This window comes from Rhizobium sp. Root1212, from assembly GCF_001424985.1.
Lineage (GTDB): Bacteria > Pseudomonadota > Alphaproteobacteria > Rhizobiales > Rhizobiaceae > Pararhizobium.
In genome coordinates, this window is the sequence record NZ_LMDA01000027.1 from 59,810 (window position 1) to 81,506 (window position 21,697).

The following is a 21,697-nucleotide window of genomic DNA, read 5'->3' on the forward strand; positions in this document are numbered from 1 at the left end:
GCGGGCAACGGGCGGAAAAGCTCAATCCGTGTAATACTTGGCATATTGCGTGCGGAATTTCTCCGCGCCGCCATAGTCGCTGTATTTCGGTAGCTCGGCCATGTCGGTCTTGTTGAGGATGACACCCAGGATCTTGGTGTTGATCTCGGGTTCGGCATCCAGCAAGTCCTTCACCAGCCGCGTCGGCGTCTTGCCCCATTCGATGACGAACAGGAAACCATCGACATGCGGCGCAAACATCTTGGCATCGACCACCGGGCCGAGCGGCGCCAGATCGACGATGACGTAGTCGAAGGCCTGGCGGGCGCTTTCGATCAGATCGGCCATTTCGGGCGAAGACAGGGTCTCGTTGCTGAACGGCTCGCGCGACTTGACCTCACGCGGCGTGATCGGCAGCACCGCAAGCTTGGTCTTCTGATCGACCTTGATCGCCTGCATCCATGACAACTCGCCGGCCAAAGCCTCCATCAACCCCGTCTTGGGCGGCGGATTGAACATGCGACTGAGGCCGGGATTGCGCAGGTCGGCATCGATCAAAAGCGTGCGCCGGCCGGAAGCGGCCAGCTGGATCGCGAAATTGGCGGCGACCGTGGTCTTGCCCTCGTTGGGAGCCGAGGAGACGACACCGATCACCTTGGTCGGCCGCTGCCGCAACATCGCCTCGCAGGCATGCTTGGCATGGCGCAACGTCTCGGCGAAGACCGAACGGGGCGCATCCCAGGCAACGCGGGTCATGCGCTCCAGCGGCAGGGTTTCGGCCTCAGGCTGCGGTTCTTGCTTCGGGGCGAAAAGCGCTTCCTTCAGCGTGCGTTTCGGCTGCGGCTTCTTGCCGACAATCGGCAGATAGCCGAGCGATTTGTGGCCGAGCACCGAGCGCACATCGTTCGAAAGCCGGAAGCTGCGCTCCTGCATCTCACGGAAGAAGGCGTAGGCCGAGCCGAACATCAGCCCGAGAACGGCCGAGAGCGCCAGCGTCATGGCCTTTTTCGGGCTCGACGGCGAGACCGGAACGCCAGCCTCCGAAATGATACGCGCCTTGGCGATCGGGAAGGAGCGCTGCTGCGAGGCCTGCTCGTAGCGGCTGAGATAGGTTTCGTAGACCGCCTTCAGCGCGCCGGCCTTCTGTTCCAGTTCCCGCAGGTGGACAAGGGCGTCGTTGTTGTCGGAATTCTTGCCGGCAACATTGTCGATGCTTTCGCGCAAGGATTTTTCGCGAGACTGGGCGACCTGGTATTCATTTCCGTAGCTTGCCGTCAGCTGCTGCAATTCGCGGTAAATCTGCCCGGAAAGATCGGTCTTTTCCGCGCGTAGCGATACGGCCTGCGGATGATCCGCGCCAAACGCCTTGGAGATATCGACTTCGCGCTTGCTGACGGCGAGGTAACGCTCCTTCAGGTTCTGGATGACGGAACCGTCCATCTCCTTGGAGGACAAGGTGGCGTTCTCGACGGCGTTTTCCGGGCCTTTTTCGAGGATCGCCTTGAACTGGTTGTAGCGCGCAGCGGTGCTGGCGACATCGGCCTGGGCGATGATCAGCTGGCTGTTGAGGTCGGAAAGCTGCTGTTCAGACATCAGCTCGCCGCGCGTCGAGGTCAGATTGTTGGCGCGCTTGTAGGCTTCGACCTCCATGGATGCCGTCTGGGCGCGCTGGGCGAGATCGGAAAGCCGCTCCTGCAGCCAGACGGAGGCGCGCTCGGAAGCATCGAAATTGGCGCCGAGCTGATCGGACAGATAGGCATCGGCATAAGTCTTGGCGACCTTTGCCGCCAGCTTCGGATCGGGCGAAGTATAGGAAACGGCAACCACGGCGCTACGCGCTACACGCTCGACCTTGACCGCTTGCTGCACCATGGCTGCCGCCTTCTTTTCCCGGCCGTTGCGGGCCGCATCTTCCGAGACGGGCGTTGCGACCGAGAATGCCGACGTGATCGATTTGATCCAGGATTTGACGACGGAGGCCGGCGTCACCGACGGATTGAGCACGGTGTCGTTGTCCTGCAGCTTGGCTTCGGCGACGACGCGCTCAGCAAGCGTGCCGGATTTCAGGATTTCCACGGCGCTGGCAATGCGGGTATCGACCTGCTGGCTGTTCTGCGGCGATTGCTGCTCGTCTTCGGCATAGCGCGACAGCGTGTCATCGAGCAAAATCTGGGTCATCGAGGTGTACACCGGCGTCGTGACGACGAGATACACCGCCCCGAGAGCGAGAAACGCCAGGGTAAAAACCATGATCGCCTTCACATGCCGCAGGATGGCGGCCAGCAGCCTGTCGAGATCGATGAAGGGTTCGGATTGCTCCAACTCTCGTGGGATAGGTCTGCCGAGCGGTAGGCTTCTTTGGTTCATGGACGCCTCTTTTTCTTCTGTGGGGCCTTGACGTTTTCCCGGCCGTCAAAGCTGCCGGCCGGGAAATGGATCATGCGACGTTGATACGGCCTTGATGAGACGCAACCATGGCACTGATCGAATCGAAGACCGGGCCGCCGATATCCTCGCGCCCGAGCGCGAAGGCGACATTGGCTTCGATGAAGCCCTGCTTGGAGCCGCAATCGAAGGTGCGGCCGGCATAGGGATGGGCGTGAAACGGCTGATTTTCCGCGAGCTTGACCATGCTGTCGGTCAGCTGGATTTCGTTGCCGGCGCCGCGCTGCTGGTGGGCGAGAAGGCCGAAGATTTCCGGCTGCAGGATGTAGCGACCGTTCAGATAAAAATTCGACGGCGCTTCATCTGCGCGCGGCTTTTCAACCATTTGCGTCACGGCAAAGCCGTGCGGAACGGCGCTGCCCTTGCCGACGATGCCATATTGAGAGGTCTCGGTCGGAGTGCATTGCTCGACGCCGACGACATTGCCGCCGACCGTGCCGTAGAGATCGGCGAGGCCGGCCATGCAGCCGCGCGTGCCGTGGCAGATCATGTCCGGCAACAGCAGCGCGAAGGGCTCGTCACCGATCAGATCGCGGGCGCACCAGACGGCATGGCCGAGACCGAGCGGCGCCTGCTGGCGGGTGAAGCTGACGGAGCCGGCGGTCGGCAGCATCGTTTCCAGTTCGAGAAGCTGGGCGCTCTTGCCGGAACGGGTCAGCGACGAGAGCAGCTCCGGCACATCGTCGAAGTGATCCTCGATCGCCTGCTTGTTGCGGCCGGTCACGAAGACGATGTGCTCGATGCCGGCCTCGCGGGCCTCATCGACGGCATATTGCACCACCGGACGATCGACGATCGTCAGCATTTCCTTGGGCATCGCCTTCGTCGCCGGCAGGAAGCGGGTTCCATTGCCTGCGACCGGAATGACGGCTTTCCTCACGGTTTTCCTGAGATCCATGGCTTATCCTTTGCTTGGGTTGTGGGCCTTGCCCGGAGTGGAAGACGAACGGCCGAACTGGGCGGCCATCCGCTCGAAACGCGCCTTGACCGGCAGGCGCAGGTGCCGCACCGCCCGCGGATTGGCGAGCGCGGTGCGCAGCACGCCGCTTAGGGAGCGCGCCTTCATCTGTTCGATGAGGGTCAGGAAATCATAGGCATCGACAAGGCTGCGGGCACGGCGCGTCTGGGCCGCCTGCGCCTCGGAATCCAGCGTAAAGGCGGCGGTGAAGCGCGCATCGCCGGCGATCATCGCTTCGACGTGATCGAGCCGCAGCACGCGGGAAATCGATCCTTCGCGGATGTGATAGATATAGCCCGCGGACGGCTCGATGGCGCAGAGGCCGCCGGAGGCGAGGGCGGAAGCCAGCAGAATATAGTCCTCACCGATGCGCAGCTTTTCATCGAACCGCAGGCCGTGGGTCTCGATGAAACTGCGCAGGAACACCGGCTTCAGATAGCCGAAATTGTGCGTGGCGTGGAAAAGCCGGTTGGAATCGATGAAGGCCGGCAATGTCAGCAGCGGCTGCGCATGGAGGGCATCCACCGTGAACATGCTGCTGCGCACGCCGTCGCCGTCGATCACGTCGAGATTGTCGACGACGATATCGGCATTCAGGTTCGCAGCCTTTTCGATCATCCGGGAAAGCCGCTGCGGCTCGACTTCATCATCGGCATCGAGAATGGCGAGCCAACGCCCCCTTGCCGCATCAAACCCGGCATTGCGGGCGCCGCCGGGACCGCGGTTTCGCGCGAGCGGGATCAACCGCACGCGCTCATCGGCGATCGCGGAAACCACATCGCGCGTTTCATCCGCCGAGCAATCGTCGATCACGATGACTTCGACTGTCACATCGCTTTGAGCCAGCGCACTTTCCACCGCGCGGCGGATGGTTTTCGCGCTGTTGTAGGCGGCGATGATGAAGGAGACATCGGGTACGCTCATGCAGGCGTCTCCGTTGCACCGTATTGCTCGATCTCGCGCACGCCGAAAAGGCCGCTGACGACGCCGGCATGCAGCACCGCGCGCAGGGCGTAGTGGTAACGGCTGACGGGAGAAAGGACGGTCAGCAAGGATGCCACGGCGCAGAAGCCAGCCTTGGCGCCGGCGAGGGTAAGCTGTTTCACAAGCGACGACGACCCCTGTTCCAAGAGCAGGCGGCCGTGGGTCTGGCCCATGCGGAAGCGGCGGCGGGCGAGCCAGGAAAGCGTCGCGCGGTTTTCCGGAACCGGCTCGTACACCCAGGCATCGGCAGCAAAGACAATGCGGCCCCCGGCCTGTTTGACGAGTGTGAAATATTCCGTGTCCTCGCCGCCGGTCTTGCCGAGAGCAAGGCTGAAACGGCGGCGGGCAATCGCCTTCGAGCGGAGGTCGAGCAGCACATTGCAGGTGTAGCCGGTGCGAATTTCGCCGGAAATCCAGACGGGACGGGTCGAGTGGATGTCCGCGCTCTTCATCCAGCGTGGCGCCGGTTCGGCATATTCGGCCTTCACCGGCCCAAGCACGACATCGGCGGAAAGCTCCCGCTGCTGCACGATCAGATGGACGAGCCAATCCGACGACGCGGTTTCGTCGTCGTCGATGAAGGCGAGGAATGTGCCGCGGGCATGATCCAGGCAGGCATTGCGCGCAATCGAGATGTTGCCGGCGGGGCAATGCATATAGTGGATTTCGAAGGGTAAACGCAGCCGATCGACGAGCGGCTTCGCGCTCGGCACCGTGTCGTTGTCGGCGACGATGACGCGCACGGCATAGCCCGGCGGAACCGTGAGGTTTGCCAGCGACCGAAGCGTCTGTTCCAGCATCGGCCGGCGGAAGGTGCAGACGGCGATATCAACGCGGATCGGTTGGTTGGCTGTGTTCATCACGCCACCTCCCCGGCAAGAACCGCGCGGCCCTGCCGCCCCGCCAGAAGCTCGCGCCAGAAACCGGCAGACCAGGCAAAGTGCATGACCATGGCGGAGACCGCCGCGAGCGGCCCGTAAGGATTGCGCTCCCCGATCGCCATCCAGAAGCCATAGGCAATGCAGGCCAAGGCCCACACACCGACCGGGATCACTGCCGCCCAATTGATGACCGCAAGCAGGGCGCCAACAGCAAGCGGGGCGACGGAAAGCGGGATCATCTGGCGCAGGCCGGGACGGACCCGATGCTTGAGAAAATTCCGCGCGCGGCCGCGGCCATAGGCAAAATACTGCCGGAACAGCGGGCCGATGCTGGAGCGCGGATAATAGACCATGCTCGTGCGGTCGGTCATCCAGATGCGATGGCCGGCCTTGTTGAGACGGTAATCGAATTCCGCATCCTCGTTGTGGCTGAAGGCCTCGTCATAGCCGCCGACGGCCTTGAAGGCGGAAATCCGCATCAGGGCGTGATGGCCATGATCGGCCCAATGGCCGGTCGAGCCGACCCGATGCTTGGAGCCGCCATTGCCGAGCCTGGAATTCTGGGCATAGGCGGTCGCCTTCTGGAAGGTGTCGAAGCCGACCGTCTGCATCGCGACCACAACGGAATCCGCACCCGTCTCGATCGCCTCACGCACCAGCACCTCACAATAATCATCCGGGTAGCTGCCATGGGCGTCGATACGGATGAGATAGTAATAGTCATCGCCGAAACGATCGACGGCGAGATTGATGGCGGCGCTCTGGATACGCTTGGGATTGTCCAGCATCGTCACGCGGGGATTTTCCGCAGTGATGCCGGCAACGATGGCGCGCGTCGCATCCGTGCTGCCGCCGTCGACGACGAGGAGGCGGGCATCGAGCGCTTCCATGGCCGGGCCGAGCTGGTCGATGAGCGGGCCGATATGGGCCTCCTCATTGAGGCAGGGGATGACGATGAGAGTGCGAGGTTCAGTCATTCAGGTTCACCCTCGTTGGTGCTGATGGGGACGAGAAGGCGGCGGAAACGCGCGGTGCCGACGAGACCGATGCGAGCCGCTGGACAAGCGCCCGGCAATCGGCCCGATCGACGGTCCACTGGCGCGCATCCTGCGCGGCAAGGCGCTCGAAGGCGGTGAGATAGCGGGCTTGATCCATGGCCGCGAAGGTCTCGCGCAGTGTTTCGAGGCGCGTATCCGGCAGGATGAGGCCGATGCCGCGGGTCTTCAGGAAGCGGGCCGTTTCCGTTCCTTCAAGCGCAATCGGCACCGCGCCATGACGGCAGCTTTCATAGAGCCGGTTTGGCAGCAACCACTGCGAATTCAGCCCTTCTTCGAAGAAATCGATGGCCCAGGAAAACTGAATTTCGCCATAGGTCGACAGCAGGTCTTCGGGGTTGCGATAGGGGCCGTGAAAGCTCACATGCGGCGCGGCCGCAACTTGACCATCGAAATCATCGAATTCGGAATAGGCGGGCCGGCCGCGCAGGACGATCTCGACCTTGTCGTCCATCGCGCGCGAAAATTCGGAAAGAATCTGGAGCGATTTGCGGCAGCGCAAGGCCCCGAACCAGCCGATCTTCCACGGCGCTCCCTGTTCCGGCGGCCGTGCCTTCGGCACCGTGGCCGTTTCTTCAGCCAGATCGAACACCTTGTTTTCCAGCAGCAGCACAGGCGCATCGAGCGCGGAAAGCGGCCGGAAATAATTCTCCACGAAAGCCGGGGAACTGGTGATCAGCAGGCGGATATCGCGCCCGAACCGGGCTTCCGCCGCCCGCATCGCCTTGCCGATAGCATCCTGCCGCAACAGCAGGCGATGGATATCGAGGCATTCATAAACGATCGGCACATCACCGCCGAAAAGGCTGTTGGCGCGGCGGGCTACGGCCAGCATTTCGAGATTGCGGGCGATGATCACATCCGGCTTGCGGACGGACTTCAACCGTGCCGGAAGGTTGAAACACGCTTTTGCAACCGTCGCCGTCCGCTGCAGAAAACGTGCATCCTCCGTCACGCCCAGTTCGAACGGCCAGACCGTTTCGAAGGCAACAGCCGAGCCTTTGCCGCGGCGAAAGCCGGCAAGCGTCACCTCCGCACCGCCTGCCTGCAGCGTCAGAAGCCGGCGTCGAATGGCGGGATCGGCGAGATCATGCGCGAGATAGAGAATATGAAGCATCGCTTTTTCCTGCTTCAGTTCAGCGCGCAGGCGATGGAGCCGGCCCACTGGCATGCATCGCCTTCGGCGGTGAAGGCGATGCGATCGACCTGCAGGGTCGCAGGCTGAGAATAGGAAAACGCGCCCATCCAGTCCTTTAGCGTATCGGTGCCCCACAGGCTGACGAAGATTTTCTGGGCGTTGGTCGGAAGCTTCGCGGCGTCCGTCACCTCTTGCACCAGCTTGCCATCGACATAGTAACGCAGCCGGTCCTTCTGCCAGACGAAGGCGTAGTCGTGGAAATCGCTGTTGGCGCCGCCTTCGACATCGGCCAGTTTTTCGTTGCCGCCCTTGGCACCGACATACTGGTTGAGCTGCACCTTGGCCGGGTTCTTGCCCAGCACCTCGAAATCGATCTCGTCATGCGGCTTCTTGTCGGCCGGGCCGATATAGCTGAAGAAGGCGGAATTCAGCCCCGAGCCGTCGGCCGTCTTCATCCGCACCTCATAGGTGCCGTAGCCGAAACGCTTCTTCGTCTGGATCTCGCCGCAAACATATTGCCGTTCACCCTTGTCCTTCTGTTCGAAGGTGAGGGTCAGCATGCCATCGGCGACACCAACCTGGTCCTTCGACCAGGTGCAGTTCTGATGCGCGCCGTTATTCCAGCCATCGGAGACATACCAGATCGCCGGGTCGAGCCGATCGAAGTCTTCGACGAAGGAAGTGCCTGCCGCACCTTCCTGCGCGAAAGCCGGGGAGGAAAGGCCCGTAGCGATGGCAAGGGCAAGCAGGGTGTATCGTGTCGTCATGGTCGATGTCGTCCTTACGTTGGTTCGAGCCAGGCCTTGGGGCGGTTATCGAGACTGGGTTGCGTAGTCGGCGGCGCCGGCGGCGCGCTCCGCATCCGATTTCGGCCGGTTGGCCCGAATGCGGTTTCCGGTGAGCAAGGCATGAAGCCGTGGGAAAAAGGCCTGCGCCAAAGCGTGTGTCGCAACGAGGATGCTGATCGCGAGCACCGGGGCGAGCGCGTAGAACAACGGGTAATCCGCCGATCCAATCCTGTTCCAGATCATCCAGAGGACGATCAGCAGCGGATAGTGACCGCAGAAGATCCAGAAACTCAGCCCGCCGCCGCGCGACAGGCGTTGCCCGACCCGCGTCTGGACCAGCAGCGCCGACAAGGCCCAGGAACCGAGAATGCCGGTGAGGGCGATCAGGCTGCGCGTCATATCGAGCCAGAGGGGAAACTCGGGGCCGGTCAGATAGAGGCCGGCCGACAGCAGCGCAGTGGCGGAAAGCACCACGAGCAGGATCGCCTTCGCATGGCGATCGATAGCCGCGAGATCGACCTTGTGAAGCGCCACGCCGATCCCGACGCTGAAGCCGAACAGGATCGATTTCTTCAGGAAGATCAGGTTGGGCAACGGCAGCACCGCATAGAGCAGAAAAACCAGAAGCGTAGCGCGCGGATAGCGCCGCATCAGAAAGGCGAGAAGTGGCGACAGGATCAGGCACAGCAACAGGTCGCGCAGAAAATAGAGCGGCAGATTGATAGGCCATGCCTCAACCGCGAACGCGAAGCTTGCCAACTCCCGCGGGCTCGCGTGGAGTACATCCGGCAGGTAGCCGAAACCCATGCCGCGGCTTTGGGCGAGTGCGACGAAGGCGAGGAAACTCAGGTTCCACAGCAGGAACGGCAAGAGTACGGTCGAGGCCTTGCTGCGCAGCGTGCGGGTATAATCGAAACCGCCCTTGCGGAACAGCAGATAACCCGAAATGGCGCTGAGGCAGGGCACGCCCACGCGAAACAGGCTGTCCCCGAGAAACACCCGGAGCCAGTCGATCATGCCGTATGTGCCCAGAAAAGGGCTGTTTGCCGGATCGTAGGGAACGTGCACGAAGACGATCCCCGAGATGAGCAAAATGCGCATCAGATTGATCCGCGACGAAACATTCGCGTTCATATCCACGATGTCAGTCACTCCTGTTGGGCGGCTTTTTGATGCGCCGTTTCAAAAGAGCAGACTTGAGCCCGCAGCCAATAAGCTAGGCTCCATCGGTCGGAAAAATATGGCAGTGCAGCAAAAAAGTTTTCGGCTTTTTACCGCAGCGCAGCATTTCAACCGGAAAATTTTATGGGATTTTCGGACCGATCCTTTCATCCCAGACCGGAAAATCCCCCGGTTCAAGGGACTTGAAGCGATTGCTAAAATAAGATGAAATTTACAATCAAGCAGGGCTATAAATGCATAAATTCTATTTCAGGATGCAGAAAATTACGGCCGTTCATGCCGGCAACGGCTCGAATCATGGCGAGACTGCGGCAACGATACGGGGTGCGCCTTTATTCCGCCGGCACCTCGACAGCCGGCGCGCGACGGCGATGGACAAATTCCATCAGCCTGGAAATGAGGGCGCGCTCCGTCGCTAGAACGAGGAGGGCGTAGAGCAGTCCGCCGATTGCTGCACCTGCGATGAGTTGCAGGACTTGGTTCGGAACGAGGCTGCCGTAGTGATCGAGCAGCAGCCTGACGACAACCGCCATGATGGCCGCCGTCAGCATCGGACGGCAGCAGATGAAGAAGCCCTTGAGGAAGGACATCTCGTCAGCCCGGAACACGACGCGGGAATAGCCAACCAGAACCACGGCATTGACGACGCAAAGCCAGACCATCGCATCGACGAGGCCACCCGTCATCGCCCCGTAGGCAACGGCTGCCGTCGTGATCACCGCCCGCAGGATCGCCCACCAGAACAGCGTGCCGCCGTAACCGATACCCTTGAGATAGGGGACGAAGGTGCTGCAGGGGGTGAGGATGCCCTTCGACAGTGCCAGCAGGCCGAGCACCGGCCAGGCATAGGCCCATTGCGCGCCGAAGAGAACGCGCATTGCCGGCTCCGCCAGCGCCCAGAGGCCGAACATCATCGGCGCGAGAAGCACCGTGGTGACCTGCGTGCTCAGCATCAGGGCGCTTGAGCGGCGCGCGCGATCCTCCATCATTGTGCTGAAGGCCGGAAACAGCACCCCCATGACCGCTGAGAGCACCACCTGATTGGGAATGCTGGCAAAGCGGTTCGCGGCCGAATAGGCGCCGGCATCGGCAAGGCCGAGATGCCGCGAAATCACCACCATCGGCGACTGGAAGGTGACGAAATTGGCGACTTCCGAGCCCATCATGCCAAGACTGAAGCGGCTGAGCGCCAGAACCTTGCGCGGCGACATCACCAGACGCGGCGTATAGCGTGAGACCGCATAAAGCCCGGCAAGCCGGATGACGGCGGACAGGAAAAGCTGCGCGACCAGCGCCCAAACCCCGAAACCGGCCAGAGCCAGGACGAGGGCAATCACCGCGCCGGCCGATTCGGAAATCATGCTCCACAGCGCATCCTTGGCGAACTCCATGCGCCGCGCGAGCAACGCATAGGCGACATCGCCGCTGAGCTGCAGCGGAATGAGAAAAGCCATCAGCTTCACGAGATAGGCCGCTTCGACCGCGCCGAGCAGGGTCGCGATCTCCTCCGCCCAGAGATAGAGGCCGAGCGCCATGAGGCAGGAAATCGCCAGATTCGCCCAGAAGACCGAGTGGATCGTCTCCATTTCCTCGTCGCGCTGGATGATTAGCGCCGAGGCGAGACCGGCCCCGCCGATCATCGCCAGAAACTGCACGATGGTCAGCGCAACGGCCACCGCGCCGAACTCTTCGGGCGACAGGACTCTTGCCAGAATAGGCACCGTGACAAATTTAAGCCCGAAAGTGCCTGTCTTTGACAGCACGCTCCATGCAACGTTTCGCGTCACGGATTTCGCATTGATGACGGTCGGCATGGCAGCATCCTCAATGAAAGGAGGGAAACAAAGACCAAGAGGGCCTTTGTGAAAACATAAGGCCACGACCCGGTGGGAGGAGACCACGAAACTCTTATTAGAGAAACCGCAGGGGCGAAAAAATGGCAGAGCTGACAGTTATCATACCCTACTACCAGAAAGAGCCGGGCATTCTGAGGCGCGCACTCGCGTCCGTTTTTGCCCAGACATTCACCGATTTCGACGTTCTGATCGTCGATGATCAATCCCCCTATCCCATTGACGAGGAACTGAAATCACTTGCCTCCGAGGAGAGGGACCGCATCCGTATCATCCGCCAGCCAAATGCGGGTCCGGGGGGTGCACGCAACACCGGTCTCGACAATATCGGCACGGGTACCGAATTTGCGGCATTTCTCGATTCCGACGACGTCTGGACGCCGGATCACCTGAAAAATGCCTATGACGGCATGACCCGCTTCGGGGCCAATTGCTATTGGGCGTCGATCACCGGCGGTGATGCCTTCTACTATCATTTCGGCGTGGCCGACCTCGAAAAGACCGAGACCGTGCACCGGCTTCAAGAGGAACCGCTCACGGTCGAACTGCCGGAGCTTTCCAGCGTCATGCTGAAAAACTGGAGCTTCCTTCACCTCTCCTGCATGGTGATCGGCCGAAAACTTTTCGAGACCATCCGCTTCGAGCCGACGCTCAGGCTGGCGGCCGAGGACGTGCTGTTCTTCTGCGATTGCGTTTTGGCGTCCGGCCGGGTGATCCTCTGCGATGCGCCGGGCGCCGTGCGCGGCGAGGGCATCAACATCTTTCACGGGATCGACAACGATTCCCCGGAATTCCTCAAGCAGCAGTTCAACACCTGGGTCGCGCTCGATACGCTCGAAGGACGTTTTGCGCGCAGGCCGGCGGAAGTCGCATCAATCCGCTCCTACAAGAGCACCGCGCGCCGGCAAGCGCTCTGGAGCCAGGCACGGCTGGTAAAACGCCGTAAGCTTCCGCAACTGCAATTGCTCGCCCGCTGGGCGTGGCGCGATCCGGTGCTGCTGAGAAGCGCGCTGGAACTGGCCGCCGGGAAATTTTCCCGCTGACGCCCCCGAACAATTCGATCAGGAGACTTCGATGAAACCTTATTATTGGGAATCCCACCATGGGAATTTTGGCGATGACCTCAACCTCTGGCTCTGGGATTATCTCATTCCGGGGTTTCGCGACGTACACCCCGAAACCCTTCTCGTCGGCGTCGGCACGGTGCTCAACAAGGCGCTGCTGTCCGATCCCGGTCACAAACTGGTGCTGGGAAGCGGGTTCGGCTACGGCATCTTGCCGGACATGAGCAATGCGGCGGAATGGGATATCCGCTGCGTGCGAGGGCCGCTTACCGCCCGCAAGCTGGGCCTCGACGAAAGCCTCGGCATTATCGATCCCGCCGTGATGGTGGCCGAGATGCCGGAGTTCAGGAACATCCCCAAAACCGTGCGCAAAAGCTTCGTACCCCATTGGGAATCGGCAATTGCAGGGCTGTGGCCGGAGGTCTGCAACACCATTGGCGTCACCTATATCGACCCGCGCGGCGAGGCCATGGAGGTGATCGCCAATATCGCCCGCTCGGAGCTGATCATCGCCGAATCCATGCACGGCGCCATCCTTGCGGATGCCTTCCGCGTGCCGTGGGTTGCCGTCAGCACATCTCCCGGCATCAACAGCTTCAAGTGGAACGACTGGGCAAGCACGCTGGGCGTGACCTATCGCCCGCGACAGGTTCCGGTGTCCAGCCGGGCCGAGGCCGTGCTGAAGGGCACCCGTTTCTGGGGTTTCGAGACAGGCGCCGCGCGTACTGCCTCCACCGACGATGACGAAGTCATGGTGCACGAGCGGGAACCGCGGCAAACCGGGCTGCGCTCGGCTGCAAAGCAGATGCTCGCTGCCCCCTCGGCGCTGGCGTTGTGGCAGGCAAGCCGCGCCGAGCCGCAGCTCAGCGCCGATAGCGTCCTTGCCGAGCGCAAGGAACGGTTCATCAATGTGCTCGACGGCGTGCGCCGCGACTATTTCTAAAGCCGGCTAGCGGGGCGAGCGTCAGCTTTGCCCCGCCGGTGCCGTCAGGAGATATCGCAGCTTGCCGGTCCCGCCCAAGGCCGTCGGCGCGTCTTCGCGCTTGCGAAGACCTTGCGTCTTGTCGGCCAGGATACCGCCGGCGATCGCCGGCAATGCGGCCGGGTGGCCGAGCGCATAGGCCAGCGCGCGTCCGAAGCCGCTTTCCGTCTTCACATCGAGAAAATGGCGAAGCTCGTAACGGGCACGGATATGCCGCTCGTGCGCGCTGATGATCTGCCGTTCGGCATCCGAAAGGTCAGCGCTTGCCAGAATGGCGCGATCCGCCTCATAGAGCCGCCGCAGGTCTTCGGTGCGATGGCTGCCGCTCAAGGAATTACCGCGCACGACCGCACCATAGCCGCAGCTATGGATGACCTTGTAGCGTGCTCCGCAGGCAAGAGCCCGCGCATAAAGATCGTAATCCTCGCCCAGCCGCAGGTCTTCCCGGTAGCGCAAGCCGTGGCGTTCGAGGAAATCGCGCCGCATGAGCGGCTTCAGGAAGCCGATCTCGCCACGCCGCACGCCGCGTTTCGAAATATTGCCCTCGACGAAGGTCTTGAGGTCGATGACTTTCGGGCTAGGCTCGATGTCGGCAAGCTCGGCATGCGCGCGCGAAACGGCAGCTTCATCGACGAAGGCGATGTTGTCGGCGACGAAATCCCAATCCTGCTGCGCCAGAAGCCTGCGGAAGCGACCGGAAAACAGAAAATCATCCGCATCCAGAATGGCGAGAATGGGGGAATGCGACATCGCAATCGCCTGATTGCGGGCGGCGGCCGGGCCGCGGTTCTGTTCGAAACGATGGGTTTTCAAGCGGCCGCTGGCGTCATCGGCCGAAATCGCGGCCGCAAGCGTCGCGTCGCGCGATCCGTCGTCAATGACGATGACTTCCCTCGTTTCCGGCTCGCGAAGCGCCGTCGATACGGCGCGGCCAATGGTCGAAGCGGCATTCATCGCCGCGATGATGACGCAGATTCCAGTGTCCATCTCTTCGCCTCCTTTGATTCATTTCGGTTTTTTCCGAAGTCAGGGTTCGAAAGACAGATCACACCATGGAAAGCGATCATGTCGCTATCGCGGCGCAGCAAAAATCAATGCGCTTTTTGGGTGCGCCGCATGTTTAGAAAAGCGCCTTCAGGTCGCGGCGGCCGTCAACGACACGCACAATCTCAATGATCTCGACATCCCTTCCGTCGGCATCCGGGGTGATTTCGTAGAGGATGACGTAGGGCGCTTCCACCAGCATGCGAACCGATGGAAATATTTCGGGATGCCGCTCCCCGAGACGGGGGTGGGCTATCAGCAGCTCTACCCTCGAGCGAAAGCGTTGAAGATATCGCTCGGCGCTTGCTGGTTGGTTGCGCCCGATATCGATGTAGATTTTCTTGATGTCTGATCGAGCACGAGGCGTCCAGAGGAGCTTAGCGGTCATGCTTCGCGGGTGTCGCTAGTTCTGCGCGCGCTTCATCAAGCAAATCGTCAAAATCGACGGGGGTCGCCGCGCCGCTGGCTTTGCCTTCGGTCCACATCAGGCGCAGCGTTTCGATATCGCCCCTGCGCTGCACCCATTTCGCAGACCAGTCGCGCATGGCTTCGCGGATGACTTCGCTGCTGCTGGCATAGGCACCACTCTGCACGGCATCTCGCAGGATTTCCGCATGTTGCGGCGTGACCGACACACTCATTTTTTCAACGTTTGCCACGGCTCTATCTCCGAATTGGTGGTAAATATTACCACCAATCTGGGTGCCTGTAACCTTGAACGCTAGAAATTCGTCGGGCCGGGTTTGTTGAACCTGGAAACGGGTATGGCCCCGCCTTCGGTCTCGCCCGCCTTGCCGGAGGGGGTCTCTATGGCGTCGCGCCTGCCGCCACGCGCGGCTCTCCAGATCAGGAAAACGACGCCGAGGAAATAGCCGACCTGCAGAAGCAAGGCACAGAGGACCGTCTGGACGAGGGTGCTCCAAAGCGAGCCGTTCATCGCATAGGTGGCAAGGGCAAAGACGGCGAGGGCGCCGATCATGCTGACAAAAACACGCGGTCCGTACATGGTTTATCCCGAACCTGGATGACGTCTTGAAACAATCATGGCCGCCTGGCCTCCTCCGATCCCTGCCGGCACTATAAACAAAGAACCCTTGAGAATATATGGGGAGAGTTCGTGAGAGCCGCAATCGGCGCGAAAAACATCCGCGAACTGTCTCTGGCCCGTCTCCGTGGTAACGAACATGCGCTTCGCCCCGGCCGAATCCCGAATCCAAGCGGTCAAAGCAGCCTCATTCTGACACAATTACGCCACAATTTCTATTGTAACGCGAGTAAATCAGATACAAAACACCTTCCGATACGTGTATTTTTTCATATCGGGATAAACTTTTGTTACAGGCCTCACCGATCTACAGGCGACATCTTTTGCAACGCAGCATGATGTTGCGACGCATGATTACTCCACCGCATCAGGTGCGGGATGACTGTACCCAAGTTTTTTCGACCCTTGCGAAATGGAGATAAATATATCCGGAAGCCATCGGGAATTATAAATTTCCGCTTCATCTCGGTTCACAGCAGCCGTTGCAACGTGACCCCTTCGCCGGCAGCAACCTTTAAGAAATTTAATATTCGAGCGGGAAGGTGAATATCGTCTCGCCCTTTTATTCGCCCCTGCTGAAATGCTGCACCGCAAAAACTGTGTCACCGTCCCGATCTTCTAAAAACAAATTCTGACCATACACTCTCCCTTGGATACGCCCGCGTCCATTCCGGACCCGACAAATCGCATAACCGCAATGGAGACCACTCTATGAAGTCAGCGACCAGATCGGCCAACTCGCCGTTTCTCATGACGCTCGCCACCGGCCACCCGCCGGTCGGTGGAATTTCAAAAAGGGGTTTCGACATCCTCGCCGCCGTCTCGGCCCTGGTTTTCCTGAGCCCGATCCTTCTGATGATCGCAGCGCTCGTGAAATTCACCGATGGCGGCAAGGTGTTTTACGGACACCCCCGTATCGGCCATAACGGCCGCAGCTTTCGTTGCCTGAAGTTCCGCACCATGCGGCAGGATGGCGATCGCATTCTGAAGGAGCACCTGCAGGCCAACCCTCAGGCCTATGCGGAGTGGCGCGCCACCCGCAAGCTCAAGGACGATCCGCGTGTAACCATCGTCGGAACCGTGCTGCGCAAGCTCAGCCTCGATGAACTGCCCCAACTCATCAACATCATTCGCGGCGACATGAGCGTCGTGGGACCGCGCCCCGTCGTGGAAGACGAACTGGAACTCTATGAGAGTGCCGCCGTCTACTACCTGCGGTCCCGTCCGGGTCTGACCGGCCTCTGGCAGGTCAGCGGCCGCAACGATGTTTCCTATGCCTCGCGCATCGCTTTCGATACCCACTACGTCAAGAACTGGTCGTTCACCCGCGATGTCGTCATCGTCGCCCGCACGATCCCGGCCGTCTGCCTGTCCCGTGGCAGCTACTGAGCATTTTTGACCGACATCACGGCGCGTGCCCCTTGAGGGCCGCCGTGAAACGAAACGGATTTCCCATGAAGACACGTCCAGCGGCCCTTGGGCCGAGAAAGTTCCGTCGTTCCGTTTTCGGCCTCATGGCCGGAATGATGGCGGTCGTCACCTTTACCGGCGGCACCCGCGCCGACGATTATCACCTCGACGTGCTCGACAAGTTGCGCATCCGCGTCGTCGAGTGGCAGACGGCCGAGGGCACGGTGCGCGACTGGTCGGCTGTCAGCGGCGAGTATTCGGTCGGTGCTTCCGGCCAGATCTCGCTGCCGTTGATCGGCGACCTGCCGGTCTCCGGCAAGACGACGGCAGAAGTTTCCGCCGATATCGGCAAGCGCATGCAGATGCTTTTCGGCCTGCGCGACCTGCCGACCGCTTCCGTCGAGCTGGCACAGTATCGCCCGGTCTATATCTCCGGCGAAGTGCAGACGCCGGGCGAATACCCGTTCTCGCCCAACATGACGGTGCTGAAGGCCGTCAGCCTCGGCGGCGGCCTGCGCCGCGCCGATCCAGGCCAGCGCATCGCGCGGGATTTCATCCGCGCCGACGGCGATGCCTCCGTTCTCGTGGCCGAACGCAACCGGCTGCTGGTGCGCCGGGCAAGGCTGATGGCTGAGATCGCCGAGAAACAGGATATCACGGTCCCGCCGGAACTGAAGGACGCGCCGGATGCCGCCGGCCTCGTCGCCAGCGAAAAGGCGTTGCTCGTCTCACGCGACAAGAAGCAGAAGCTGCAGCTCGAGGCGCTGGCCGATCTCAAGGATCTTCTGCAAAAGGAGGTCGCCTCGCTCGACAAGAAGACCGAGACCCAGACGCGGCAGTTGCAACTGGTCAATGAAGACCTGGAAAAGGCCGGCGGCCTTGAGGAGAAGGGGCTGCTCCTCAGCGCTCGCAAGCTGTCGCTGGAACAGCGCGCAGCCGACCTGCAGGCAGCTCTGCTCGATATCGACACGACGGCGCTGAAAGCCAAACAGGACATCAACAAAGCCGGCCAGGACGAGACCAATCTGAAGAACGATTGGGACGCCGCCCTTGCCCAGGAGCTGCAGAACACCGAAAGCGAACTCGACACGATCGCACTCAAGCTTTCGACCAGCCGCTCGCTGATGTCGGAAGCGCTGTCGCAATCGGCCGATGAAGCCTTGCGCAAGGACAATGCCGCGGGGGCGGGCATCGCTTACGTCATCGTGCGGGAGAAGGATGGCCGCGCCACGGAAATCCCCGCCGAAGAGACGACGCAGGTCCTTCCGGGCGACGTGATCAAGGTGCAGCTCAACGTCGCGATGCGGTGAGGTGACAATGCGAGTCGCTAAGGCAAGCCTGATCACTCCGGGAGAAAACGACGCCTACGGCCTGTTTGCCGTGGCGCTATCGTTCTTCGTCTTCGCCTATTCGGCGAATTTCGGCCAGGTGTCGATCCTTGCCTATTACGGACTGTGGCTGCCGCTGGTGCTGATCGATTACCGGCGCGTGCTCGGCAATTACGGCGCCAATCTGTGGATTTTCAGCTTCGCGATCTTTGCCTGCCTCTCGGTTTTCTGGTCGGCTGCACCGTCGATGACGCTGCGCACCGGCATCCAGTATTTCACCCATGTCGTCTGCGCGCTGATTGCCGTGCGCGTTCTCGATATCCGCACGCTGACCTGCGGCGCGCTGCTGGGAACGGGCATCGTGCTGCTTTATTCCCTGCTATTCGGCGTCTATCACGCCGATCCGCTGGAAGGCACGGTAAGCTTCGTCGGGGCTTTCGCCTCGAAGAACCAGCTTGGTTTCTATGCCTCGCTCGGCGTCTATTTCGCCTTCGCGGCAGTCGTGACGCTGCGCGAGCGGCGCATCTGGCTGATGGCGAGCGGCATTGTCGGACTGCTGGCCTGTTATGCGCTGATCGCTTCGCAATCGGCCACCTCGGTTCTGACGACGGCTGCGGTGGTTGGGGCATCACTCGGCTTGCGCATTCTGCTGCGGCTGTCGCCAAAACACAGGAAGATGGTCTTCATCGGGGGAGGAGTAGCCTTCATCGCGCTGATTGCTGCCTTCATTTCTGCCGGCGGCACCGATCTCGTGCTCGGGGCCTTCGGCAAGGATTCGACGCTGACCGGGCGCACCTATCTCTGGCAGCAAGGTATTGAAGCGGCAGCCGCCCACCCCGCCTTCGGCGTCGGCTATCAGGCCTATTGGGTGCAGGGCTTTTCCGAGCCTGAACGGCTCTGGGAGGAATTCTTCATCGGTTCCCGCTCCGGTTTCCATTTCCACAACACCTTTATCGAGGCGACGGTCGAAACCGGTCTGATCGGCCTGTTCCTGCTCTGCATGATCCTGATCGTCACAGTATTCGGCCAGTTGAAGCGCTTTCTCGTGCATGCCAACGATCCCGAAGCGACGGTGCTCTTCGGCATTTCGCTGCTGCTGGCGATGCGGGCCTTCGTGGAGATCGATATCATGAACCCGTACCATGTCGGCTCGTTCCTGCTCTATTTCGCCGCCGGCAAGCTGATGCAGCGGCCACAGCGCGCACCGAGCCTATCGTGGCCGAGCGAGACGCGTGTCCACCGGATCATCTACGCCCTGCCGCAGGCCGGCCGATGAAGACGCTCTACGGCATCCAGTATCTGCGGGCGCTGGCAGCGATTGCCGTCGTGCTGTTTCATGCGGCGGAAAGGACGGATTACGCCTTTGCCATCGGCGCTGCCGGGGTGGATGTGTTCTTCGTCATCAGCGGTTTCATCATGTGGGTGATCAGCGAAAACCGTCCGGCTTCGCCGGCACGGTTTTTGAGCGATCGTCTGCGGCGCATCGTCCCGGTCTACTGGCTCGCGACGGCGGTCATGGTCCTCGGCGGCATCGTTGGCCTGTTTCCCAACCTCATCCTGTCGCTGCAGCACGTGCTGGCATCGCTATTTTTCGTGCCCATGCGCTCGCCGAGCAACGGCGAGATCTGGCCGGTACTGGTTCAGGGGTGGACGCTGAATTTCGAGATGTTCTTCTATGCCGCCTTCGCAGCCGCGCTCTTCCTCCCGAGAAATCTTCGACTGCCTATGCTCGGGGCGCTCTTCGCCGCTCTGGTGATACTCGGCGCTACCATCTCATCGGACAACCCGCTGTTCCTCACCTATACCCGCCCGATCATTCTCGAATTCGTGGCCGGCATGGCGCTTGGAGCGCTGTGGTTGAAGGGCTTCGTGCCGAAGGTGCGGATCGGGGGCTTTCTGCTGGCGCTGTCGCTCGGTGGCTTCGCAACGATCGCCTTGCTGCGGCTTCCGTTCGACGAGCGCATCTGCGGTCCGCTTGCCGTCACGCTTGTCCTCGGCACTCTCAGCCTCGAAGCCAACAGCATGGTCCGCCATGCGAGCATTCCCGCGTTTCTCGGCAATGCCTCCTATTCCATCTACCTCTGGCACACCTTCGCCATATCGGTTGCGGTGAAGTTGGGGATGGGCCTGCACATGCCGGTGCCGCTGGTTTTCGCCGTTGCTGTTATGGCCGGTGTGGTGGCCGGCTCTCTGGCTTATCTCTTCGTGGAAAAGCCGCTTATTCGCGTTTTTCAGCGCCGCCCGGCGTCCCCCCGCATGCGCCTGCGCGAGGCGAGATAGCGGCCACCGCAGCCCGTGAAGGCTGCGATGGCCGTATAAATCAGCCGATCACCTTCACATCGCGCGACAGCGACGAGAAGATTTCCGGGCCGTCCTTGCGCAGGATGACGATATCCTCAAGCCGGATGCCGAAGCGGCCGGGCAGGTAGATGCCGGGCTCGATCGAGAACACCATGCCTTCCTCCAGCACCGTCTCCGAGGTCGCGGTGATATAGGGCGGCTCGTGTCCGTCGATGCCCATGCCATGGCCGGTGCGGTGGACGAAATATTCGCCGTAACCGGCATCCGAGATCACTTTGCGGGCAGCCGCATCGACGATCTTTGCGACCACACCAGGCTTTGCGGCAGCAAGGGCAGCCTGCACCGCCCTCTCGACGATGGCGTGGACCTCCGCGTAGCCTTCGGGCGCCTTGCCGATGACGGCCATGCGGGTGATGTCGCTCGGATAACCGTCCTTGCGGCCGCCGATATCGATAACGACGGCATCACCTTCCTCGATCACCCGCTCGCTGGCGGAATGATGCGGAAAGGCGCCGTTGCCGCCGGCACCGACGATCCAGAAGGCCGGCGAAGCGCCTTCGGAGGAGAAATGCGCCCGGATATCCGCGGCAAGTTCCTTCTCCTTCATGCCCGGACGAACCTTTGCGAAGGCCGCCTGCATGGCGCGGTCGGCGATGCCGGCATTCATCTTCAGCTTTTCGTATTCGCTTTCATCCTTGCACATACGCAGGGCGCCAAGCGTGTCCGGCGTGAAGTCGCGCGCCGTGTCGGTCGGCAGGGCGTCGAGCAGCAGCAGCGCGAAATCGGCTCGCATCGTCTCGTCGAGGGCAACGCGCCCCGGTGCCTTGGCGCCGATCCCGTCCAGCGCGTCGGCAAGCGCCTTCACCGGCCCCTGATCGTCCGACCAGTTATAGAAGGCGATATCGGTGAATTCGCGCGTGCCGTCGGCATTCAGCGCCGGCATCAGGAAGGCTTCCTTTTCCGGCGCGATCAAGAGCAGGCAGGGGCGTTCGTCCGGATGCGGGTGGAAGCCGAGGACCCAATCCATGTGGGAGCCCGGTGCAATCGCGATCAGGCCTGTTCCGGTGTCGCGCATGCGCGCGCGCAGGGCCGCGAGGCGATGCTTTGTCTTTTCAGTCATAGACGTCCTCCAAAATTTCGAGCCGTTTTATTGGCGATAAGTTTGCCGCTTGTCCCTTCTCCCCGCGTGCGGGGAGAAGGTGGCCGATAGGCCGGCTGAGGGGCACAGCCTCGCACCGGAAGGATGAGAGTATTTGCCCC

The 21,697-nt window shown here is 61.4% G+C and carries 21 protein-coding genes; 7 read left to right on the forward strand and 14 right to left on the reverse strand.

Translation table 11 applies throughout. The features are described from left to right. Positions 1–21: 21 nt before the first annotated feature. The 8 genes from ASC86_RS23560 to ASC86_RS23595 form a co-directional block, all read right to left on the reverse strand. Positions 22–2,346: a polysaccharide biosynthesis tyrosine autokinase gene (locus ASC86_RS23560; RefSeq protein WP_056327053.1), complete on the reverse strand. Its 2,325-nt coding sequence runs from the start codon at positions 2,344–2,346 to the stop codon at positions 22–24. Between the two features lie 70 nt (positions 2,347–2,416). Further along, complete coding sequence (locus tag ASC86_RS23565; protein WP_056327055.1) at positions 2,417–3,322, reverse strand: UTP--glucose-1-phosphate uridylyltransferase; 906 nt, start codon at positions 3,320–3,322, stop codon at positions 2,417–2,419. A gap of 3 nt (positions 3,323–3,325) precedes the next feature. Then, positions 3,326–4,306 (reverse strand): glycosyltransferase family 2 protein, encoded by a 981-nt coding sequence (locus ASC86_RS23570; protein WP_056327057.1) that lies wholly within the window; start codon positions 4,304–4,306, stop codon positions 3,326–3,328. Continuing rightward, the gene (locus ASC86_RS23575) at positions 4,303–5,226 is read right to left on the reverse strand and encodes a glycosyltransferase family 2 protein (RefSeq protein WP_056327058.1); all 924 of its coding nucleotides are present in this window, start codon (positions 5,224–5,226) and stop codon (positions 4,303–4,305) included. Before ASC86_RS23575 ends, ASC86_RS23570 begins: the two co-directional genes overlap by 4 nt. Continuing rightward, the gene (locus ASC86_RS23580; protein WP_056327060.1) at positions 5,226–6,224 is read right to left on the reverse strand and encodes a glycosyltransferase family 2 protein; all 999 of its coding nucleotides are present in this window, start codon (positions 6,222–6,224) and stop codon (positions 5,226–5,228) included. Before ASC86_RS23580 ends, ASC86_RS23575 begins: the two co-directional genes overlap by 1 nt. Next, positions 6,217–7,419 (reverse strand): hypothetical protein, encoded by a 1,203-nt coding sequence (locus ASC86_RS23585; protein WP_056327210.1) that lies wholly within the window; start codon positions 7,417–7,419, stop codon positions 6,217–6,219. Before ASC86_RS23585 ends, ASC86_RS23580 begins: the two co-directional genes overlap by 8 nt. Before the next feature lie 14 nt (positions 7,420–7,433). Further along, positions 7,434–8,207, reverse strand: coding sequence for a glycoside hydrolase family 16 protein (locus ASC86_RS23590; protein ID WP_056327062.1), 774 nt, complete (start codon positions 8,205–8,207; stop codon positions 7,434–7,436). Between the two features lie 45 nt (positions 8,208–8,252). Further along, complete coding sequence (locus ASC86_RS23595; protein ID WP_156387182.1) at positions 8,253–9,362, reverse strand: acyltransferase; 1,110 nt, start codon at positions 9,360–9,362, stop codon at positions 8,253–8,255. Between ASC86_RS23595 and ASC86_RS26030 the strand changes: the two genes are divergently transcribed. Then, entirely contained in the window at positions 9,313–9,618 is a 306-nt protein-coding gene (locus tag ASC86_RS26030) for a hypothetical protein (protein WP_162245032.1), read from the forward strand. The two genes, ASC86_RS23595 and ASC86_RS26030, sit on opposite strands and share 50 nt — an antisense overlap. Before the next feature lie 124 nt (positions 9,619–9,742). On the opposite strand, the gene ASC86_RS23600 is transcribed toward ASC86_RS26030, so the two are convergent. After that, positions 9,743–11,224, reverse strand: a complete 1,482-nt coding sequence (locus tag ASC86_RS23600; RefSeq protein WP_056327064.1) for a lipopolysaccharide biosynthesis protein — start codon at positions 11,222–11,224, stop codon at positions 9,743–9,745. 122 nt (positions 11,225–11,346) lie between these two features. On the opposite strand from ASC86_RS23600, the gene ASC86_RS23605 reads away from it, so the two are divergent. Together ASC86_RS23605 and ASC86_RS23610 are read left to right on the forward strand one after the other, a co-directional pair. Further along, positions 11,347–12,306, forward strand: a complete 960-nt coding sequence (locus tag ASC86_RS23605) for a glycosyltransferase family 2 protein (protein WP_056327066.1) — start codon at positions 11,347–11,349, stop codon at positions 12,304–12,306. A 31-nt stretch (positions 12,307–12,337) separates the two neighbouring features. Further along, a complete protein-coding gene (locus ASC86_RS23610) occupies positions 12,338–13,270 on the forward strand; it encodes a polysaccharide pyruvyl transferase family protein (RefSeq protein WP_056327067.1) in 933 nt (310 codons plus the stop codon). Between the two features lie 21 nt (positions 13,271–13,291). On the opposite strand, the gene ASC86_RS23615 is transcribed toward ASC86_RS23610, so the two are convergent. The 4 genes from ASC86_RS23615 to ASC86_RS23630 all read right to left on the reverse strand — a co-directional run bounded on the left by ASC86_RS23615 (position 13,292) and on the right by ASC86_RS23630 (position 15,359). Continuing rightward, positions 13,292–14,296 carry a glycosyltransferase family 2 protein gene (locus ASC86_RS23615; RefSeq protein ID WP_056327069.1) on the reverse strand — a complete coding sequence of 335 codons (1,005 nt, stop codon included), beginning with the start codon at positions 14,294–14,296 and terminating at the stop codon, positions 13,292–13,294. Positions 14,297–14,429: 133 nt separating this feature from the next. Next, positions 14,430–14,741 carry a type II toxin-antitoxin system RelE/ParE family toxin gene (locus ASC86_RS23620; RefSeq protein WP_056327071.1) on the reverse strand — a complete coding sequence of 104 codons (312 nt, stop codon included), beginning with the start codon at positions 14,739–14,741 and terminating at the stop codon, positions 14,430–14,432. Beyond that, positions 14,731–15,012 (reverse strand): type II toxin-antitoxin system ParD family antitoxin, encoded by a 282-nt coding sequence (locus ASC86_RS23625; protein ID WP_056327073.1) that lies wholly within the window; start codon positions 15,010–15,012, stop codon positions 14,731–14,733. The genes ASC86_RS23620 and ASC86_RS23625 overlap by 11 nt, the downstream gene beginning before the upstream one ends. 62 nt (positions 15,013–15,074) lie before the next feature. Further along, positions 15,075–15,359 (reverse strand): exopolysaccharide production repressor protein, encoded by a 285-nt coding sequence (locus ASC86_RS23630; RefSeq protein ID WP_056327075.1) that lies wholly within the window; start codon positions 15,357–15,359, stop codon positions 15,075–15,077. Between the two features lie 750 nt (positions 15,360–16,109). Between ASC86_RS23630 and ASC86_RS23635 the strand changes: the two genes are divergently transcribed. The 4 genes from ASC86_RS23635 to ASC86_RS23650 all read left to right on the forward strand — a co-directional run bounded on the left by ASC86_RS23635 (position 16,110) and on the right by ASC86_RS23650 (position 20,416). After that, entirely contained in the window at positions 16,110–16,787 is a 678-nt protein-coding gene (locus ASC86_RS23635; RefSeq protein WP_056327077.1) for a sugar transferase, read from the forward strand. 125 nt (positions 16,788–16,912) lie between these two features. Further along, complete coding sequence (locus ASC86_RS23640; RefSeq protein WP_244477688.1) at positions 16,913–18,118, forward strand: polysaccharide biosynthesis/export family protein; 1,206 nt, start codon at positions 16,913–16,915, stop codon at positions 18,116–18,118. A gap of 7 nt (positions 18,119–18,125) precedes the next feature. Further along, positions 18,126–19,412 (forward strand): O-antigen ligase, encoded by a 1,287-nt coding sequence (locus tag ASC86_RS23645; RefSeq protein ID WP_056327081.1) that lies wholly within the window; start codon positions 18,126–18,128, stop codon positions 19,410–19,412. Next, positions 19,409–20,416: an acyltransferase gene (locus tag ASC86_RS23650; protein WP_056327083.1), complete on the forward strand. Its 1,008-nt coding sequence runs from the start codon at positions 19,409–19,411 to the stop codon at positions 20,414–20,416. The genes ASC86_RS23645 and ASC86_RS23650 overlap by 4 nt, the downstream gene beginning before the upstream one ends. Before the next feature lie 40 nt (positions 20,417–20,456). Here ASC86_RS23650 and ASC86_RS23655 read toward each other — a convergent pair whose 3' ends face one another. After that, entirely contained in the window at positions 20,457–21,557 is a 1,101-nt protein-coding gene (locus tag ASC86_RS23655; RefSeq protein ID WP_056327084.1) for a M24 family metallopeptidase, read from the reverse strand. Positions 21,558–21,697 lie beyond the last annotated feature (140 nt).

Bases quoted from the DNA above. Each gene is read 5' to 3' on its own strand.
- ASC86_RS23560 (WP_056327053.1), bottom strand. From the start codon at position 2,346: ATGAACCAAAGAAGCCTACCGCTCGGCAGACCTATCCCACGAGAGTTG.
- ASC86_RS23565 (WP_056327055.1), bottom strand. From the start codon at position 3,322: ATGGATCTCAGGAAAACCGTGAGGAAAGCCGTCATTCCGGTCGCAGGC.
- ASC86_RS23570 (WP_056327057.1), bottom strand. From the start codon at position 4,306: ATGAGCGTACCCGATGTCTCCTTCATCATCGCCGCCTACAACAGCGCG.
- ASC86_RS23575 (WP_056327058.1), bottom strand. From the start codon at position 5,226: ATGAACACAGCCAACCAACCGATCCGCGTTGATATCGCCGTCTGCACC.
- ASC86_RS23580 (WP_056327060.1), bottom strand. From the start codon at position 6,224: ATGACTGAACCTCGCACTCTCATCGTCATCCCCTGCCTCAATGAGGAG.
- ASC86_RS23585 (WP_056327210.1), bottom strand. From the start codon at position 7,419: ATGCTTCATATTCTCTATCTCGCGCATGATCTCGCCGATCCCGCCATT.
- ASC86_RS23590 (WP_056327062.1), bottom strand. From the start codon at position 8,207: ATGACGACACGATACACCCTGCTTGCCCTTGCCATCGCTACGGGCCTT.
- ASC86_RS26030 (WP_162245032.1), top strand. From the start codon at position 9,313: ATGAGCAAAATGCGCATCAGATTGATCCGCGACGAAACATTCGCGTTC.
- ASC86_RS23595 (WP_156387182.1), bottom strand. From the start codon at position 9,362: ATGAACGCGAATGTTTCGTCGCGGATCAATCTGATGCGCATTTTGCTC.
- ASC86_RS23600 (WP_056327064.1), bottom strand. From the start codon at position 11,224: ATGCCGACCGTCATCAATGCGAAATCCGTGACGCGAAACGTTGCATGG.
- ASC86_RS23605 (WP_056327066.1), top strand. From the start codon at position 11,347: ATGGCAGAGCTGACAGTTATCATACCCTACTACCAGAAAGAGCCGGGC.
- ASC86_RS23610 (WP_056327067.1), top strand. From the start codon at position 12,338: ATGAAACCTTATTATTGGGAATCCCACCATGGGAATTTTGGCGATGAC.
- ASC86_RS23615 (WP_056327069.1), bottom strand. From the start codon at position 14,296: ATGGACACTGGAATCTGCGTCATCATCGCGGCGATGAATGCCGCTTCG.
- ASC86_RS23620 (WP_056327071.1), bottom strand. From the start codon at position 14,741: ATGACCGCTAAGCTCCTCTGGACGCCTCGTGCTCGATCAGACATCAAG.
- ASC86_RS23630 (WP_056327075.1), bottom strand. From the start codon at position 15,359: ATGTACGGACCGCGTGTTTTTGTCAGCATGATCGGCGCCCTCGCCGTC.
- ASC86_RS23635 (WP_056327077.1), top strand. From the start codon at position 16,110: ATGAAGTCAGCGACCAGATCGGCCAACTCGCCGTTTCTCATGACGCTC.
- ASC86_RS23640 (WP_244477688.1), top strand. From the start codon at position 16,913: ATGGCCGGAATGATGGCGGTCGTCACCTTTACCGGCGGCACCCGCGCC.
- ASC86_RS23645 (WP_056327081.1), top strand. From the start codon at position 18,126: ATGCGAGTCGCTAAGGCAAGCCTGATCACTCCGGGAGAAAACGACGCC.
- ASC86_RS23650 (WP_056327083.1), top strand. From the start codon at position 19,409: ATGAAGACGCTCTACGGCATCCAGTATCTGCGGGCGCTGGCAGCGATT.
- ASC86_RS23655 (WP_056327084.1), bottom strand. From the start codon at position 21,557: ATGACTGAAAAGACAAAGCATCGCCTCGCGGCCCTGCGCGCGCGCATG.